We start from the raw sequence: 16,205 nt of genomic DNA, 5'->3' as shown, positions 1-16,205 counted from the left end.
ACGCGTCACCATCCGAGGCCGCCGGCGACGGGGTGTTCTAGGCTGGCCGACGTGCCGAAGCCGTCTCTCAGCAAGTCCACGCCCACCACGGTCCGCGCGGCGGGCGCCCTGGTGTCGCTCGAGGGCGCGGTGGCGGTCGGTGTCGCCGTGGTGCTGGTGATCCGGGGACTGCTGGGGCACGACCAGAGTGTCAGCAGTGGATACGGCACCGCGGCCTGGTTCGCGATTCTCGGTGGCGCCGTGCTCGCCGCCGGGCTCGCCCTGATCTTCGGCCGGCGCTGGGGGCGGGCGATCGCGATCGTCGCCCAACTGCTCCTGCTCCCGGTGGCGTGGTCGCTGCTCACCGATTCGCACCAGCCGTTCTTCGGTGTGCTGCTCGGAGTCGTCGTCGTGGCGGCCCTCGGGTGCCTGTTCAGCAGTCCCACGTCGAAATGGATGGCTGCCGAGTACGGCCAGGAGGCCGACGCCGACGGCGACAATTCGTCGGACCGCTAGCTCACCTCGGACGCGAGGCGGCCGAGCGGATCCCCGGTCAGCCGGTACGTGGTCCACTCGTCCTGCGGGTGGGCGTCCAGCGACTCGTAGAACGCGATCGACGGCTTGTTCCAGTTGACCACCGACCACGACAGTCGCGTGTAGCCGTTGTCGACGCATTCCTTCGCGAGTGTGGCGAGCAGAGCCTTGCCGTGCCCGGAACCGCGCTCGGACGGGCTGACGAACAGGTCCTCGAGGTAGATGCCGTGTGTTCCGTCCCAGGTGGAGAAGTTCCGGAACCACACCGCGATCCCGACGACCCGGTCGTCGTCGTTCGCCGCGACGTGGGCGAACGTGGACGGGTGCGTACCGAACAGGGCGTCGTCGATCTGGTCGGCGGTGACGGTGCACTCGTCGCGGGCCCGCTGGTGTTCGGCGAGTTCGTAGATCATCGCGGTGATCGCGGAGACGTCCTCGGGTACTGCGCGTCTGATCATCGGGCACCTTCCTCGCTTGTCACGTTGTGGCTGACCACCTGTTGCGCCCCGTGCTCGAAGCCGAGGACGGAGTACGCGCCCGGCGACATCGCGAATCTGCGTCCCTCGCTGATGGGAAGCTCCGCCCAACGGGCGATGAGCGCGCGCGAGAAGTGGCCGTGCCCGACGAGGATCACGTCGCGGTCGACGAGTTGCGAATGCGCGACGGACAGTACGAGGTCGCACCGGGTGTGGACCTGCTCGGCCTGCTCGCCGCGAGGGCACGGATGCGTCCACACCGTCCAGTCCGGCACCTGCTGCCTGATCTCGGGGGTCGTCATGCCCTCGTAGATCCCGTAATCCCATTCGGCGAGTGCATCCCAGGTGCGCTGGATCTTCAATCCCGCCAGCTCCGCCGTCTCCTGGGCGCGTTGCCGCGGACTGACGATGACGAGGGGGTCGCGCAGTTCGAGGGCATCCATTGCCGGGCCCACCCGCCGCGCCTGGGCTTCACCGAGTTCGGTGAGGTGGATGTCGGTCCGACCGGTGTGTTTACCCCAACGGGCCCATTCCGTTTCGCCGTGTCGGAGGAGGACGATCCGACGGCCGCGCGGCGAATCACTGGGTGGCATCCATCCATCATGTCAGTCAATCTGCGTGTATGGCTCGCCTCCGGCGACGAAGTAGGTAAGGATCGAGCCGTGACAACGGTTCTTGCAGTGGCAAATCAGAAGGGTGGGGTCGCGAAGACCACCACGGTCGCTTCTCTCGGCGCAGCCCTCGTCGGGCTGGGCCAGAAGGTTCTGGTGGTGGATCTCGACCCGCAGGGATGTCTGACGTTCTCCCTCGGACACAACCCGGACCGCCTGGACGCCTCCGTCCACGAGGTGCTGACGGGTGATCTGGCGGTGCAGGACGCCGTGATCGACACCGAGGACGGTGTCGCCCTCCTGCCTGCGACGATCGACCTCGCGGGCGCGGAAGCGTTGCTGCTCATGCGCCCCGGTCGCGAGTTCGCCCTCAAGCGCGCTCTGGCGCCGCTGCTGGACGACTACGACACGATCATCATCGACTGTCCGCCGTCTCTCGGTGTGCTCACGCTCAACGGGCTCACGGCGGCGCAGTCGGTACTGGTGCCGCTGCAGTGCGAGACGCTCGCCCACCGTGGTGTGGGGCAGTTGCTGCGGACGGTCACCGAGGTACAGCAGATCACCAACCCCGACCTGGTCCTGCTCGGAGCGCTGCCGACGCTGTACGACGCCCGCACGACGCACAGCCGGGACGTGCTCTCCGACGTGTCCGACCGCTACAACCTGCCGGTCCTCGCTCCGCCGATCCCGCGGACGGTGCGATTCGCGGAGGCGACGGCGTCGGGTGCCACCGTGCTGGCGGGGCGAAAGAACAAGGGTGCCCAGGCGTACCGGGACCTGGCCGAGAACCTCGCCAAGCACTGGGCGGGATCCGAACTCGCTACGTTCTCGCCTGGAAGTGCCGTGTAAGTTCTTCCGGCGTCGGATTCCACGCGGCGGGCCAATCCTGTTGGCGTAACTGGGCGTCCGTGCCCCCGTCGGCGAAGACGATGCTGCCGCAGAACAGTGTCGACCCCGGTCCGAGCAGGAACTCGACGAGCGCGGCGATCTCGTCAGGACGTCCGCGTCGGCCCAGCGGCACCGGATAGAAGTCCAGCGCCTTCGCCAGTTCGGGGTCGAGGTCGTCCCCGCTGGTCATCGGTGTGTCGATCATGCCCGGCGCGATCGCGTTGAGGCGGATGCCGTTGCCGATCCACTCGGGCCGTACCGCTTCACGTCGAACCCACCAGGCCAGCGCGAGCTTGGACGCCGGGTACGCCGGGATGGCGGTCACCTGGTCGCCGATGCGCACAGCCTCCGCCTCGTCGCCGTCGAGGCACGCGGTCACCAGATTCCCGGGTATCCCCGGCTGCGTGGTGGTGCTGCTCGACGAGATCACCACCACCGAGGCGCCGCCCGCGCGCTCGAGGGCGGGCTTCAGGGCCGTCACGAGTTCCACGGCCCCGAAGTAGTTGACGGCGACGAGCTTGCCGCCCGGGACGTGCGACAGCGACCCGAGTCCGGCGCAGCAGACGAGACCGTCCACGACGCCGCCGCTCGCCTCGTTCACGGCGTCGGCCGCCGCGGTTCGTCCGCCGGGGGTCGACAGGTCGGCGGTCACATCGGTGTGCGCGAGGTCGACTCCGATGACGGTATGACCGCCCGACTCGAGTGTGCGGCGGCTCGCCGCCCCGATGCCCGAGGCGGCACCGGTGATCACGTAGGTTGCCATGCCGTGAATTAGAACACGTTACAGATCGCACTGGTGCGGACTTCGTCGGCGTAGTGGGCGCGCAGGCCCGTGACGCCCGGCGCCCGGTCCTCGTGCAGCACGAACCGGGCGTCGTAGTCGCCGCCGTTCTGTGAGCGGAAGGGCAACGGCGCGTCGGTGAACAGGCCGGACAGGCGATCGATCAGCCGGGCCGCGACGCCGGGGTAGTGCTCGGCGGGCAACCGGTCCGCGCTGTCGATCAGGACCGGGGGCAGCACGGACATCCCCGTGTACCAGAAGATTCCGTGGTGGATCGGGAACAGGAGTTCGTCCATCTGGCCGTTGATCCCCCGCGGGCCCGCGCTGTCGGCGCTGCCGCCGAAACTGACGACCGTCATCGCCCGCTTGCCGGCGAGGGTTCCGTCGCCGTACCGCCGGGTGGAGCCGTCCTCCCGGCGTAGTCCGTAGCCGTAGCCCTCGACGAAGACCCGGTCGAACCAGCCCTTGAGGATCGCGGGCATGCCGTACCACCACAGCGGGAACTGCACGATCACCGCGTCGGCCCACGCGAGTTTGCGCTGCTCGGCGCGGATGTCGGGGGCCAGGGTGCCCTCGGTCAGGGCCTGACCCGACCGCGCGCCGACCAGGAGGCGATCGTGGGGGTCGTGTCCGAAATCGTCTGCCGTCACCACCGGGTTCCATCGCATCCCGTACAGGTCCGAGGTCCGGATGTCGTGGCCGGCGCCGCGCAGTGCCGCGAGGGCATCGCTGCGGAGTGCCGCATTCAGGGACTTCGGCTCGGGATGTGCCGATACCCACAGGATCTTCATGGTCCACCTTCCACTCGGTCGTCCTGACCCCTTCGATCATGGACGCGCGGCGGTGGTCGCGACAGTGGCCCGCCGGACGATATGTGAAAGAATCGGGCCATGTCAGAATCGAGACGCGGGCGGACCGTGCACCTTCATCGCGTAGTCGTGTTCGTGCGCGACGGTCTCCTCCCGATCGAGTTCGGGATCGTCCATCGGCTGTTCGGTGAGGCGAGATCGCGCGATGGCGAACCGCTGTACGAGGTCCTCACGTGCGCCCTCACCCCCGGTGCCGTCCGGACCGACACCGACGTGACCATCTCGGTCGAGCACGGCCCGGCGCTGCTCGCCACGGCCGACACAGTCGTGATCCCGGCATCCGATCAGGACTACGACCCGCCGGAGGACGGGCGCCTGCCCCGTCGCCTCGCGGACGCCCTCGCGCACATCCGTCCGGGCACGCGGGTGGCATCGATCTGCACGGGTTCGTTCGTGCTCGCGGCGGCCGGCCTTCTCGAGAATCGGCGTGCCACGACGCACTGGAAGTCGGCGGACGCGTTCCGGCGGCTGTACCCGGACGTGCACCTGGACCCCGGCGTGCTCTACACGCACGACGACGGCGTGCTCACCGCCGCCGGCGTCGCATCCGGAATCGACTTGTGCCTGTACATGATTCGTCTCGACCACGGTGCGTCGGTGGCCAACGAGGTGGCGCGGGGAACGGTCGTGCCGCCTCATCGCAGCGGCGGTCAGGCGCAGTTCATCACCGAGCCCGTCCCGGAGGCCGACGGTGCGTCCACGGCGCGAGCGCGCGCCCGGGCGCTGTCACATCTCGATCGACCGCTGTCGCTGCGGGAGCTGGCCGCGTGGGAGTCGATGAGCGTGCGCACGTTCACCCGGCGATTCCGGGCCGAGACGGGGGTGTCGCCGACGCAGTGGATTCTCGAGCAGCGGATCATCCGCGCCCGCGAACTGCTGGAGAACACCGACATGCCGGTGGACGACGTGGCCGAGGCCGCGGGATTCGGCACCGCGACGTCGCTGCGACAACACCTCTCGCGCACGGTCGGCGTCTCGCCGTCCGCGTACCGCGCCACTTTTCGTTGACGGCATGCTCATTCGTCCAAGTGCTGAGGAGTGCACGGCGCTAACGTCGGGGCCATGACAGTCTCGGATACGCCTCGGAGCAACACCCTGACGATGCGGGCTCAGCCGCTCCTCGCCGTCGACGACGTCGAACGCGCAGGCGAGTGGTACCGGAAGATCCTGGACGCGCGCAGCGGCCACGGCGGACGCGACTACGAGCAACTCCGCGTCGACGGGCACATGATCCTGCAACTGCACCGGCTCGACGAAGGCCACCACCACGGCGCCCTCGGCGATCCTTCGCTCCCGCGCGGAAACGGGGTGGCGATCTGGTTCGAGACCCCCGACTTCGACGGCACCGTCGCGCGGGTGCGGGAGGCGGGCGCCGACGTGGTCGCGGACGAGCACGTCAATCCCAATGCCGGACATCGCGAGATCTGGATCCGCGACCTCGACGGCTATCTCGTGGTGTTCGCCGAACCCGCGTGAGGGGTGACCTCAGCGCAGCGCCACGACATCATTGCCGCGCTGTTCGAGCACGACGTCGCCGGCCACCGTCGTCGTGATCGGCCCCGCCGCGACGTCACGCGTCACCGGGATCGTGCGCAGCAACGCGCCGGTCGACAGGTCGAGCACGGCGATGCCGGATTCCACCGGAACCAGCAGGTTTCCGGCCATCACGGCGCCCGGGCCGAGAGCGCCGGGGAAGATCCAGCGCGGTGCGAGATCGGAGGCACCGAGAGACACCACGTCCGAACCGGTCCACCAGGTGACCACCGAACTGCTCGTCGACGTGACGGGATCCGGTCCGACCCGGAGGGAGAGCGCGTATTCGGACACGGCGTTGCCGGTGCCGTCGAACAGGCCGATCCGCGGTCCGTACGACGTGCCCGCGGGGAGGTAGACGGCCGTGGTCTCGCCCGACACCCCGAGGATGCGCGCACCCTCGACGCCGGCATCCACCCCCGCCAGGACGCTCGACCCGTATTCCTCGGGTTCCTGATTGTCCTTCGGCGACGGGTTCATGACCGTCAGGCGATCGGCCACCTCGCCGGGGCAGCGCTCGAGAACGGACAGCCGGCTGCTGCTCGAACCGACATCGATCAGCGTGCATCCGCTGCGTGGCTGCTTCTTGGGATTCACCGGCGCGTCCACCCGTCCGTACTCGACGGTGCGGACGAGGTCGGAGCGCCACAGTTCCAGCCGGCGGTCGCCGAGGGACGCCACATAGGTTCCGTCGGCCTTCAGCGTCACCCCGGAATCGGCGTCGCTGCTCCGCTGCGCCAGGCGCTCGCCGGTACCGCCGTCGAGTTCGGTGACCTGGGAGCAGCCGCGGTCGTCGCGGTAGGCGGCCACGACCTTCTCCCACGACGCCGTCACACCGCACAGGTCGAGATCACGCTCGTACCGCCACAGCTCGGTACCCGACATCCGGTCCCGTCCCACGACGTCCCCACCGTCGGCGGTGACGACCGCACCACCCACGACGAGGGGTGCAGTGGTGGTGGAACTGGCGGAGTCCCAGATCGGGCTCAGCGTCTCCGGAACCGTCAGGGCCGTGACGAGCCCAGGCGGCGGCTCGGCGGCGGTGACCGAGGTGGTGCCCCGGGCATCGCTGCGGAACCACACCACGGTGAGGGCGACCACCACCGCAGCAGCGATTCCGGCAGCGACGACGAGATCGGCGCGCGAGCGCCGCTCAGGTGCGAGCACGGTGGTTGTTTACTCCGCGTTCGTCGCGGCGGCGCCGACCTTCGTGGTCCGGCGGCGACGACGCCGGCGGGGCTTGGAGGCACCCTCGCCGTCGGCGTCTCCGCTCGCAGCGGCGGATTCGGGTGCCGTCGGCTCCGGCGACACGGACTTGGGGCCCACGGAGTCCGCGGGGCGGCCACCACGGGTGCGCCGGCGGGCGCGGGTGCGTGCCGGACGTTCCGTGCGCTCGGCCTTCTCGCCCTGCTCGGTGTCCGTGTTCTCGCTCCGCTCCGGTGCGACCTTCTCGGTCTTCTCCACCCGGGGGCGCTTGATCGTGCCGGTCGCGTCGGCCGGGATCGACAGCTCCTCGAACAGGTGCGGGGAACTGGAGTACGTCTCCGCCGGATCGGGGAGGCCGAGGCCGAGAGCCTTGTCGATGAGCTGCCAGCGCGGGATGTCGTCCCAGTCCACCAGCGTCACGGCGATACCGGTGCGGCCCGCCCGGCCGGTGCGGCCGATCCGGTGGACGTACGTCTTCTCGTCTTCCGGGCACTGGTAGTTGATGACGTGGGTGACGTCGTCGATGTCGATACCGCGGGCCGCGACGTCCGTTGCGACCAGCACGTCGATCTTGCCCGTGCGGAACGCCTTCAGCGCCTTCTCGCGAGCGACCTGATTGAGGTCGCCGTGGACGGAGCCGACGGAGAAACCGCGCTCGGCGAGATCGTCGGCGACCTTCTGGGCGGTGCGCTTGGTGCGGGTGAAGATCATCGTCGCGCCGCGGCCGTCGGCCTGCAGCACGCGGGCCACCATCTCCGCCTTGTCGAGCGCGTGGGCCCGGTAGATGTGCTGGCTGGTCCGGTCGTGCACCGCCGAGTCGTCGGCCTGCTCGGCGCGGATGTGCGTCGGCTGGGTGAGGAACGTGCGGGCGAGCGTGATGATAGGACCCGGCATGGTGGCCGAGAACAGCATCGTCTGACGCTTGTCCGGCACCATCCCGAGGATGCGCTCGATGTCGGGCAGGAAGCCCAGGTCGAGCATCTCGTCGGCCTCGTCGAGGACGAGGACCTCGACCTTGCCCAGAATCAGATGACCCTGGTTGGCGAGGTCGAGCAGACGGCCCGGGGTGCCCACGACGACGTCGGCGCCCTTCTGGAGGGTCGCGATCTGCGTCTCGTAGGGACGGCCACCGTAGATGGCGAGGACCTCGAGCTTGTTCTTCTCGCCCTTCAGGTACTTCGCGGCGCCCTCGAGGTCCTTGGTGACCTGGATGCACAGCTCGCGGGTGGGGACGATGACCAGCGCGCGGGGAGTGCCGTCGAGTGCGGCCGTCCCGGTGGTGCCGCTGGAGATGCGGTGGAGAAGCGGGACGCCGAACCCGAACGTCTTGCCCATGCCCGTGCGGGCCTGACCGATGAGATCGTCGCCGGCGAGGGCGAGGGGGAGCGTCAGCTCCTGGATCGCGAACGTGCGCTCGATGCCGATCTCGTCGAGTGCGCGGACGATCTCGTCACGAACTCCGAGCTCGGCAAAGGTGGGGGCGACGTGCGTGGAGTCGAGTTGCGCCGACAGCGTGGTCTCGGTTGCGTCGTCTTCATGGTCGACAGTGATCTTGCTCAGGGGACTGGCCTTCCTCGTAGCTGCACGCACGCACGAGGTAAGGGCCAGGCCGCTGGTCGGCCCGATTTCCCAGTCGACGCTCGTCGATGTCCTCTTCCGAGTCGATCCTGCCTCTGCCTCAGCGCAGAAATCGAAGATTTCGGCGAGGCGCGGCTGGGACCGTCGATCAGGTGCGCGCACATTATCGGTGGGAACCGCTGATCGGATCGTGATCGATCATCACTCAAACCGCGTTCTCCGTGGAGACGAACGTGGTGACGAGCGGTTGCCCATGATCATTGTAGCCGGAGAACGCCCCACAACCGGTTACGCATGGCAAACATCACTGGCCGACGCACTAGGCTGTGGCGCCATGGAGCCCAACACGCCTGCATCCTCTGATTCCACCATTCCCGCTGATCACCCCGGCGTCAGTGAACTCTTCGCGGTCCTCGCGTACGGCGAGATCTCCGCGTTCTACCGGCTGTCCGAAGACGCGCAGATGGCGCGGACCCTGCAGGGCAAAGTGGCGCTCGCGAGCATGGCCGCCGCCGAGATGGGCCACTTCGAGATGCTCGAGACGGCGCTGACAGCGCGCGGGTTCGACATCTTCGAAGCGATGGATCCGTTCGTTCGCGCCCTGGACAACTACCACGCGTCCACCACCCCGTCGACGTGGCTCGAGGCACTGGTGAAGGCGTACGTCGGCGACGGGATCGCCGCCGACTTCTACCGTGAGATCGGACACTCGCTGCCCGCCGAGGTCTCGCGGACGGTCGAGGAGGTGCTCTCGCAGACCGGCCACTCGGAGTTCGTCGTCCACGAGGTGCAGCAGGCGATCAAGGCCAGTAACCGCGACAAGGACCGCCTCATGCTGTGGGGCAGGCGACTGCTCGGCGAGGCCATCACCCAGGCACAGTTCGTCCTGGCGCAGCGGGAGGCGTTGACCGAACTCGTCATCTCCGCGTCCGGCGACCTCAACGGCGTCGTCGCACTGTTCGACCGCATGCAGGAGATGCACGCAGAACGCATGGCCGTGCTGGGCCTGGTGTGACGGCACCGCCGCCGTGCCTGGTGTGACGGCACCGCCGCCGCACCTTGTGTGACGGCGCCGCCGCCGTGCCTGGTGTAGCAGGCGTGTTCGCTCAGGGCACAGCCCACAGACGCGCACCGGTGGCGGCCGCTGCATTAGCCTGGCCTGGACAGCTGATGTTTCTCGGAGAGTTCGGAGGTTGACCGTGGAGGTCAAGATCGGTGTAATCGACAGCCCGCGTGAGCTCATCGTCAGCAGCGAGCAGACCCCGGACGAGGTCGAGACATTGGTCTCGGACGCCCTCACCGGTGGCGACGGGATCTTGTCTCTGCAGGACGACAAGGGACGCAAGTACCTCGTGCAGTCAAGCAAGATCGCCTACGTGGAGATCGGCCCGTCCGATATCCGCAAGGTCGGATTCGCTCCGACCAAGTGAACACATGAGAAAGGGCCCGCAGTCGACTCGACTGCGGGCCCTTTCTCATGCTCGGTGTCAGCGCTGTTCGGGATGCAGCGGCACGCGGGACAGACCGCCCCACGCGAGCGTGACCGTCGTGTCGACCGCTTCTTCCTTCGGGATCGGGCGCGCCGCCTCGAGCCAGTACCGCGCGGTGAACTGGCTGGCGCCGACGAGGCCGACAGCGAGGATGCGGGCGCGGTAGGGGTCGAGACCGGAGTCGTGGCTGACGAGGTCGAACACGGCGTCCACGCACGCCTCGGTGGCCTGCTCGACGCGGCTCTGCACCTGCGGCTCACCCATGAGGTCCGACTCGAACACGAGCCGGAAGCCCTGCGAGTCGTTGTCGACGAAGTCGAAGAACGCCTGCACCGCGGCGCGGACACGCTGCTTGTTGTCCGTCGTCGAGCGCAGCGCCTGCCGGACGCCGGATATCAGGCTGTCGACATAGCTCTGCAGCACGGCCACGTACAGCTCGAGCTTGCCTGGGAAGTGCTGGTAGAGGACGGGCTTGCTCACACCGGCGCACTCGGCGATCTCATCCATACCGGCAGCGTGGTATCCGCGTGTGACGAAGACCTCGCTGGCTGCGGCGAGTAGCTGCAGTCGCCGGGCGTCACGGGGGAGTCGCGTGCTGCGACGAGCCCCGGTGCCCTTTCCGGGGGTGGCATCGCGATCGGAGTTCGTCCGATCCGCGAGTTCAGTCATAGCGCTTCCAATCTGCACAAGTATTCCGCGTCACATTCTGTGTAACCCTGTGAACGATACCCGCGCGTAGTGAACCGTTCATGGTGGACTCGCTGGACTCGCCCGGTCAAGGATATTGCCTGACCGGTAACTGGGGCCCTGCAGGGGTCGGGGACACCTGGTGATCCGGGTAGCCGCGACGTTGCGGATCGTATCCGCGTGACACGCCGAATGACCTGCAGACGGTGCGCTGGGACGAGGCGGTGCCGGACTGTGAGATTCTGGGCTGCGTGACTGACCGAGGAGGACCGCGTGTTCGCGGCCGGGCTCCCCAGAGCTCCGAGGACGGGGAGCGACGATCGCGCAGCATCGACCAGCGTGACGTCCGTCCCCGCGCTTCGCAGTCGGCACCGGGGGCGCAGTCGCATCAACCACTCCGCGCGCAGTGGGACCCGACCAGCCGCGAAGTCGGCAGACCCCGGAACCCGCGCCCAGAGCGGCAGGCGAGGAAGCAGAGCCGCATCGGCCGGTTCGTCTCCACCTACGGCTGGCGGGCCTACGCGATCCCGATCCTGCTGGTGGTCTCCGTTCTCGTCGTGGTCGACGCGGTCCGGGACACCGGTGGCAGCGAGACGACGGCCGAGACCGACACCCCCGGATTCGGCACCCTCACCCGGGACACCGACGGTTCGAGCGTCATCGGGATCCCGCCGGAGGCCGACGGAAACTTCGCCGCCGAACTTCCCTCGGGCGCGCTGCCCGAGGGAGGACCGTTCACGGCGGTGGGCGCAGGCACCTGGCACGTGGTTCCCGGAAGCGGGACCAAGGTCGGGCAGGGCACCGAGCGCGAATTCACGTACAGCGTCGAGATCGAGGACGGGGTCGACACGTCCGGATTCGGCGGCGACGAGTCGTTCGGCCGGATGGTCGAACAGACGCTGTCGAATCCGAAGAGCTGGACGAAGGACCCGCGGTTCGCGTTCCGCCGCGTCGACCAGGGCGACCCCGACTTCCGGGTGTCGCTGACGTCGCAGATGACCATCCGCGAGGCGTGCGGCTACGACATCCAGCTGGAGGTGTCCTGCTACAACCCCGGCATCGATCGCGTCGTCCTCAACGAGCCGCGCTGGGTGCGGGGCGCGATCGCGTTCCAGGGCGACATCGGGTCGTACCGGCAGTACCAGATCAACCACGAGGTCGGGCACGCCATCGGCTACCAGGACCACCAGCCGTGCGAGACCGAAGGCGGCCTCGCACCGGTGATGATGCAGCAGACGTTCGGGACGGCCAACAACGACATCGCGCAGCTCGACCCTGAGGGTGTCGTCCCGATGAACGGTCTGACCTGCCATTTCAATCCGTGGCCGTTCCCGAGGGCGTGAGCGGGGGCCGCCCCGCGCGACTGCCGGCGGGAGGGGAAGAATGGACCCCGTCGGGGCGTTGAAGTCAGTGCTGCCCGACGTATCGGAAGCTGTCGCGCAATCGTCAGGAGTGGACCGTGTCGCTTGACCGTTCTGTGAAGACCACCGAGGCACTGCCGCCGCTGGTGGAACCGGACGCCGAACTTTCCCGCGACGAGGTGGCGCGGTACAGCAGGCACCTGATCATCCCGGACGTCGGCATGGCGGGGCAGAAGCGCCTTAAGAATGCGAAGGTCCTCGTCATCGGCGCGGGCGGACTCGGCTCACCCGCCCTGCTGTACCTGGCGGCGGCGGGTGTCGGGACGCTCGGCATCGTCGAGTTCGACGAGGTCGACATGTCGAACCTGCAACGACAGGTGATCCACGGCCGGTCCGACGTGGGCCGTCCCAAGGCCGAGAGTGCGCGCGACTCGATCCGCGAGATCAACGACAACGTCGACGTCCGGTTGCACGAGTTCCGGCTCGAGCCCGACAACGCCGTCGAATTATTCGAGCAGTACGACCTGATCCTCGACGGCACCGACAACTTCGCCACCCGGTACCTCGTCAACGACGCCGCCGTCCTGGCGCACAAGCCGTACGTGTGGGGCTCGATCTACCGATTCGAGGGCCAGGCGTCCGTGTTCTGGGAGGACGCGCCGAACGGTCGCGGACTCAACTACCGGGACCTGTACCCGGAGGCGCCCCCGCCGGGCATGGTCCCGTCGTGCGCCGAGGGCGGGGTGCTGGGTGTGCTGTGCGCGTCGATCGGTTCGATCATGGCCACCGAGGCGGTCAAGCTGATCACCGGCATCGGGGAATCGCTGCTCGGACGGCTGATGGTCTACGACGCGCTCGACATGACCTACCGCACCATCACGTTGCGCCGGGATCCGGCGCGGACCCCGGTCACCGAACTGATCGACTACGACGCGTTCTGCGGCGTGGTGTCCGACGAGGGGCAGGCGGCGGCGGCCGGTTCGACCATCACGGCCACGGAGTTGCGCGATCTCCTCGACTCCGGCAAGGAGATCGAACTGATCGACGTACGCGAGCCGGTCGAATGGGACATCGTCCACCTGCCCGGTGCCGTGCTGATCCCGAAGGACCGCATCCTGTCGGGGGAGGCGCTGTCGGAGCTTCCGCAGAACAAGCCGATCGTGCTGCACTGCAAGACCGGGGTCCGGTCGGCGGAGGCGCTGGCCGCACTGAAGAAGGCGGGCTTCTCCGACGCCACGCATCTGCAGGGTGGCGTGATCGCGTGGGCCAAACAGGTGGACACGAGCCTGCCCGTCTACTGACCTCCGTCGCGGCGTGATTGCCCTCTCCGGGCCAGCGCGCCTTGCAGTGTCACCGGCCCACCCGGCGGTAGCGTTGAGTCCGTGAGCACAGGCCAACCCCCTCAACACGTGTGCTCCACGTTCGGCCTCCGGGAAGTCGAGCCCATCCCGCTCGGTGCGGACTGGGACGGCGGGTGGCTCTGTGGAGACGTAGTCCTGTCAGCCGTCGCCGACCACGCGCGCGCCGCATGGTCCGCCAAGGTACGTGAGACGCTCGAGGTGGACGGGGTGCGGCTCGCCCGTCCCGTGCGGTCCACCGACGGCAGGTACGTGGTGTCCGGGTGGCGCGCCGACACGTTCATCGAGGGCACACCCGAACCGCGTCACGACGAGGTCGTGTCGATGTCGGGGCGGCTCCACGCCGCCACCTCGCAGCTCGACCGTCCCCGGTTCCTCGTGCAGCCCCCGGTCGCGCCGTGGGCGGAGGTCGACGTGTTCGTGGCGGCGGATCGGGCCGCCTGGGAGAAGATCCCGCTGCGCAGCGCGAAGGGTGCGGACCAGCTCGAGACGCCGTCCCCCGACGGTCGCAAGAGTCTGGAGCTGATCACCGGGCTCGCGACGCTGCGCAAGCCCGTCACGAGCCCGGACCAGCTGGTGCACGGGGACCTGTTCGGCACCGTCCTGTTCGCCGGTGCGCTCGCACCCGGGATCACCGACATCACTCCGTACTGGCGTCCCGCGTCGTGGGCGGCGGCAGTCGCGGTGGTGGATGCCATTTCCTGGGGTGGAGCCGACGAGACCCTCATCGGCCGCTGGGAAGATCTGCCCGAATGGCCGCAAATGCTTCTGCGTGCGGTCCTGTTCAGGCTCGCCGTCCACGTGCTGCACCCCCGGTCGACCGCGGAGGCGTTTCCCGGACTCGCCCGCACGGCCGACGTGGTACGCCTCCTGCTCTAGGTGAGCAGCTCCGCGAACAGATCGCGGGCGGCCGTGGTCGCGGCGGGCTCGTCCCCGTCGATCACCGCCTGGATCAGACGCCCGTGCTCGTCGTGAAACCCCGCACCGGTCGCGTGCACGTGGCGGTCGACGGTCTGGGCGATCGAGGGCAGTAGCGAGTCGTAAAACTCCAGGTACACGGCGTTGTGACTCGCTTCGACGATCGCGCGGTGCAGGCTGATGTCCGCCGCGACGGCGGCCTCGGTGTCGGATTCGGCCCAGCAACGGGAGCGCTCGTCGAGGAGGCTTCTCAGGCGTGCGACGTCGTCCGGGGTGCGACGCCGGGCGGCGAGGGCGGCGGCGGTGACGTCGAGCGCCTGCCGCAGTTCCGTGACGTCGCGCTCGTGCGCGCCGGCGAAGTACTTGCCGAGTGTTCCCCCGACGTCGGAGGTGGCGACGACGTACGTGCCGGATCCCTGCCGCCGTTCGAGCAGTCCGGTGTGGACGAGGGCCTGTACTGCCTCGCGGACGGTGTTGCGTCCAGTTCCGGTGAGTTCGGACAGCGCAGTCTCGGTAGGGATCTTCGCGCCGACCGCCCACCGACCACTGCAGATCTCGTCGCGCAGTTGCTCGGTGACCTGTGAGATCAGACTCGAGCGGCGCACGGGTTTTCCAAAGGTCATCCTGTCATCCTATGATTTCTCTTGTGACTCTTCTACGCGGCCGCCTCCTCGTCTTCTGTGCGATCGCCATGTCTGCCCTCGTGCTGAGGCTGGCGGTCACCTCGTTCTCCCCGCTGGCCTCGCAGATCCGGGAGGACATCGGATTCTCGCCGACGGTTGTCGGGGTGTTCGGGATGGTGCCGACGGCGATGTTCGCGCTGTTCGGGCTGGGAACGCCGCTCATCGCCAAGCGGTGGGGACTGGAACGGACCGCCCTCGTCGCGATGCTGATGGCCGCGGTCGGCATGCTCACGAGAGCCCTGATGAGCGACACCTGGTCGTTGCTGGCGCTGTCGGCGCTCGCGCTGGCCGGCATGGGGATCGGCAACGTGGTGATTCCGCCGCTCGTCAAGCGCTACTTCTCCGACCGGCTGGCCGTGATGAGCTCGGTGTACATCGTCGGCGTGCAGATCGGCACCATCGCGCCCGCGTTCGTGGCCGTCCCACTCGCCGAGGCATTCGGCTGGCGGTTCTCGATCGGCGTCTGGGCGCTCCTCGGCTTCGCCGCGGCCATCCCATGGATCCTTCTTCTCACCCGCGAACGCCGTCGCGCCGTGGTCTTGACGGCGCAACCGCCCGCGGACGTTCCGGCCGACCGCCCCCACGGGAAGGCCTGGCGGTCGCCCGTCGGCTGGGGAATGGCCGGCATGTTCGGGATGACGTCGATGATCACGTACTCGATGTTCACCTGGATCCCCGACATCCTGTCCGACGCGGGCGCGAGCGAGGCGTTCGGCGGCGCCATGGTGGGACTGTTCTCGTTCATGGGCCTCGTCGCGGCGTTCGGCGCCCCCACGCTGTGCGCGCGCATGCGCAACCCGTTCCCGATCGTGATCGGGTGCGCGGTCTGCTACCTCGTGTCCTTCAGCGGACTGCTGCTCGCCCCGATGAGCGCGCCCATCCTGTGGATCGTGCTGCTCGGGCTCGGGCCCAGCACGTTCCCGATGTCGCTGACACTGATCAATCTCCGCACGCGCAGCCACATCGGCTCGGCGACGCTGTCCGGTTTCACCCAAGGAGTGGGCTACGCCGTCGCGTGCCTCGGACCGTTGCTGTTCGGGGTGTTCCACGACGGCACCGGCGGGTGGACCCTGTCGTTCGGATTCTTGACGTTCGGCGTGGTGATCCTCCTCATAGCAGCGTTCCAGGCGTGCAAGCCGCGCATGCTCGAGGACAGCTGGCACGTCGATTCGGAGCCGCAGGACGCTCTTCGACACGCCTAGGAAACATGCAGGAAACCTCACATCGGCCCAGCCGAAAAGTGAGGATCAGTT

The 16,205-nt window shown here is 68.4% G+C and carries 18 protein-coding genes; 10 read left to right on the top strand and 8 right to left on the bottom strand.

The features are described 5' to 3' along the window. The first annotated feature begins 51 nt into the window (after positions 1-51). Positions 52-495: a hypothetical protein gene (locus tag ACFVJ3_RS36400; protein ID WP_378456683.1), complete on the top strand. Its 444-nt coding sequence runs from the start codon at positions 52-54 to the stop codon at positions 493-495. On the opposite strand, the gene ACFVJ3_RS36395 is transcribed toward ACFVJ3_RS36400, so the two are convergent. Both ACFVJ3_RS36395 and ACFVJ3_RS36390 read right to left on the bottom strand, forming a co-directional pair. Next, the gene (locus ACFVJ3_RS36395; protein WP_378456682.1) at positions 492-971 is read right to left on the bottom strand and encodes a GNAT family N-acetyltransferase; all 480 of its coding nucleotides are present in this window, start codon (positions 969-971) and stop codon (positions 492-494) included. The two genes, ACFVJ3_RS36400 and ACFVJ3_RS36395, sit on opposite strands and share 4 nt — an antisense overlap. Beyond that, positions 968-1,582 (bottom strand): acid phosphatase, encoded by a 615-nt coding sequence (locus ACFVJ3_RS36390; protein ID WP_378456681.1) that lies wholly within the window; start codon positions 1,580-1,582, stop codon positions 968-970. The genes ACFVJ3_RS36395 and ACFVJ3_RS36390 overlap by 4 nt, the downstream gene beginning before the upstream one ends. 69 nt (positions 1,583-1,651) lie before the next feature. Between ACFVJ3_RS36390 and ACFVJ3_RS36385 the strand changes: the two genes are divergently transcribed. Beyond that, entirely contained in the window at positions 1,652-2,449 is a 798-nt protein-coding gene (locus ACFVJ3_RS36385; protein ID WP_378456680.1) for a ParA family protein, read from the top strand. Here the strand turns inward: ACFVJ3_RS36385 and ACFVJ3_RS36380 are convergent. Together ACFVJ3_RS36380 and ACFVJ3_RS36375 are read right to left on the bottom strand one after the other, a co-directional pair. Next, positions 2,421-3,251 (bottom strand): SDR family oxidoreductase, encoded by an 831-nt coding sequence (locus ACFVJ3_RS36380; RefSeq protein WP_378456679.1) that lies wholly within the window; start codon positions 3,249-3,251, stop codon positions 2,421-2,423. The two genes, ACFVJ3_RS36385 and ACFVJ3_RS36380, sit on opposite strands and share 29 nt — an antisense overlap. An 8-nt stretch (positions 3,252-3,259) precedes the next feature. After that, positions 3,260-4,060 (bottom strand): NAD(P)H-dependent oxidoreductase, encoded by an 801-nt coding sequence (locus ACFVJ3_RS36375; protein WP_378456678.1) that lies wholly within the window; start codon positions 4,058-4,060, stop codon positions 3,260-3,262. A gap of 99 nt (positions 4,061-4,159) precedes the next feature. Here ACFVJ3_RS36375 and ACFVJ3_RS36370 point away from each other — a divergent pair, with 99 nt between their 5' ends. Together ACFVJ3_RS36370 and ACFVJ3_RS36365 are read left to right on the top strand one after the other, a co-directional pair. Further along, positions 4,160-5,146, top strand: a complete 987-nt coding sequence (locus ACFVJ3_RS36370) for a GlxA family transcriptional regulator (protein ID WP_378456677.1) — start codon at positions 4,160-4,162, stop codon at positions 5,144-5,146. Between the two features lie 54 nt (positions 5,147-5,200). Next, positions 5,201-5,614: a VOC family protein gene (locus ACFVJ3_RS36365; protein ID WP_378456676.1), complete on the top strand. Its 414-nt coding sequence runs from the start codon at positions 5,201-5,203 to the stop codon at positions 5,612-5,614. Between the two features lie 9 nt (positions 5,615-5,623). On the opposite strand, the gene ACFVJ3_RS36360 is transcribed toward ACFVJ3_RS36365, so the two are convergent. Both ACFVJ3_RS36360 and ACFVJ3_RS36355 read right to left on the bottom strand, forming a co-directional pair. After that, the gene (locus tag ACFVJ3_RS36360) at positions 5,624-6,838 is read right to left on the bottom strand and encodes a hypothetical protein (RefSeq protein WP_378456675.1); all 1,215 of its coding nucleotides are present in this window, start codon (positions 6,836-6,838) and stop codon (positions 5,624-5,626) included. Between the two features lie 9 nt (positions 6,839-6,847). Further along, positions 6,848-8,467, bottom strand: coding sequence for a DEAD/DEAH box helicase (locus tag ACFVJ3_RS36355; RefSeq protein WP_378456674.1), 1,620 nt, complete (start codon positions 8,465-8,467; stop codon positions 6,848-6,850). Between the two features lie 322 nt (positions 8,468-8,789). On the opposite strand from ACFVJ3_RS36355, the gene ACFVJ3_RS36350 reads away from it, so the two are divergent. Both ACFVJ3_RS36350 and ACFVJ3_RS36345 read left to right on the top strand, forming a co-directional pair. Continuing rightward, positions 8,790-9,470, top strand: a complete 681-nt coding sequence (locus tag ACFVJ3_RS36350; protein WP_037245178.1) for a ferritin-like fold-containing protein — start codon at positions 8,790-8,792, stop codon at positions 9,468-9,470. A gap of 184 nt (positions 9,471-9,654) precedes the next feature. Continuing rightward, positions 9,655-9,885: a DUF3107 domain-containing protein gene (locus tag ACFVJ3_RS36345; RefSeq protein ID WP_005259708.1), complete on the top strand. Its 231-nt coding sequence runs from the start codon at positions 9,655-9,657 to the stop codon at positions 9,883-9,885. Between the two features lie 57 nt (positions 9,886-9,942). Here ACFVJ3_RS36345 and ACFVJ3_RS36340 read toward each other — a convergent pair whose 3' ends face one another. Next, positions 9,943-10,614 carry a TetR/AcrR family transcriptional regulator gene (locus ACFVJ3_RS36340; protein ID WP_005259707.1) on the bottom strand — a complete coding sequence of 224 codons (672 nt, stop codon included), beginning with the start codon at positions 10,612-10,614 and terminating at the stop codon, positions 9,943-9,945. Positions 10,615-10,838: 224 nt separating this feature from the next. Here ACFVJ3_RS36340 and ACFVJ3_RS36335 point away from each other — a divergent pair, with 224 nt between their 5' ends. From ACFVJ3_RS36335 to ACFVJ3_RS36325, 3 genes are all read left to right on the top strand, one after another. Continuing rightward, positions 10,839-11,975, top strand: coding sequence for a DUF3152 domain-containing protein (locus ACFVJ3_RS36335; protein WP_378456673.1), 1,137 nt, complete (start codon positions 10,839-10,841; stop codon positions 11,973-11,975). Between the two features lie 134 nt (positions 11,976-12,109). Then, entirely contained in the window at positions 12,110-13,294 is a 1,185-nt protein-coding gene (gene moeZ / locus ACFVJ3_RS36330) for an adenylyltransferase/sulfurtransferase MoeZ (protein WP_016883159.1), read from the top strand. Positions 13,295-13,375: 81 nt separating this feature from the next. After that, the gene (locus ACFVJ3_RS36325) at positions 13,376-14,230 is read left to right on the top strand and encodes a TIGR02569 family protein (RefSeq protein ID WP_378456672.1); all 855 of its coding nucleotides are present in this window, start codon (positions 13,376-13,378) and stop codon (positions 14,228-14,230) included. On the opposite strand, the gene ACFVJ3_RS36320 is transcribed toward ACFVJ3_RS36325, so the two are convergent. Next, positions 14,227-14,892, bottom strand: a complete 666-nt coding sequence (locus tag ACFVJ3_RS36320) for a FadR/GntR family transcriptional regulator (protein WP_378456671.1) — start codon at positions 14,890-14,892, stop codon at positions 14,227-14,229. The genes ACFVJ3_RS36325 and ACFVJ3_RS36320 overlap by 4 nt on opposite strands. An 11-nt stretch (positions 14,893-14,903) precedes the next feature. On the opposite strand from ACFVJ3_RS36320, the gene ACFVJ3_RS36315 reads away from it, so the two are divergent. Then, the gene (locus tag ACFVJ3_RS36315) at positions 14,904-16,154 is read left to right on the top strand and encodes a CynX/NimT family MFS transporter (RefSeq protein WP_378456670.1); all 1,251 of its coding nucleotides are present in this window, start codon (positions 14,904-14,906) and stop codon (positions 16,152-16,154) included. Positions 16,155-16,205 lie beyond the last annotated feature (51 nt).

The sequence above is a fragment of the Rhodococcus sp. NPDC127593 genome, assembly GCF_042671975.1.
In the GTDB taxonomy this organism is placed as follows: domain Bacteria; phylum Actinomycetota; class Actinomycetes; order Mycobacteriales; family Mycobacteriaceae; genus Rhodococcus_F.
This window is presented reverse-complemented; position numbering and strand designations above follow the sequence as displayed.